Origin of the sequence: Streptococcus cuniculi (genome assembly GCF_004570575.1) — a bacterium.
In the GTDB taxonomy this organism is placed as follows: Bacteria; Bacillota; Bacilli; order Lactobacillales; family Streptococcaceae; genus Streptococcus; species Streptococcus cuniculi_A.
This window is the reverse complement of sequence record NZ_SPPD01000095.1, coordinates 1-404: the sequence shown is the minus strand read 5'-3', so window position 1 is coordinate 404 and position 404 is coordinate 1. Positions and strand designations below refer to the sequence as shown.

At 65.8% G+C, this 404-nt stretch carries 1 protein-coding gene; it reads left to right on the top strand.

Going from position 1 to position 404, the window contains the following annotated elements; genetic code table 11:
* Nucleotides 1-198 (top strand): TraV family lipoprotein (locus tag E4T82_RS12205; protein ID WP_167753638.1); only part of this gene is annotated, 198 nt, incomplete at its 5' end.
* Nucleotides 199-404 lie beyond the last annotated feature (206 nt).

Below are 404 nucleotides of genomic sequence, written 5' to 3'. Positions count from 1 at the left end.
GTGCCGGGCGAGCCCGCCGCACGGCCGCTGCGCGAGGCCGCGCAGGTCATGCGCATCTGGATCTCGCCATGGGCGGACGCCCAGGACAACCTGAACTGGTCGAGCTACGTCTTCACCGAGATCACGCCGAAACGCTGGGCGTTCGGCGAACAGGAAGTGCGCCACCAAGGGATGGCGCCTGCCTTCATCCCCCGCTGATCCCTTTTCCAACCACCAAGGAGCTTTCCATGACGTTTTTCTCTCACATCCAACCCCGTCTGGCCCAGGCGGAACAAGCCAAGCAGCTCAAGAGCCTGGCCGTACCCGTCCTCCTCGCGCTGACGATCGCCGCGGCACTGGCGCCGATGCAAGCCTCCGCCGGCGCAGGTGGCACGGAATTCACGCAGGTCTACGACCAGCTGACC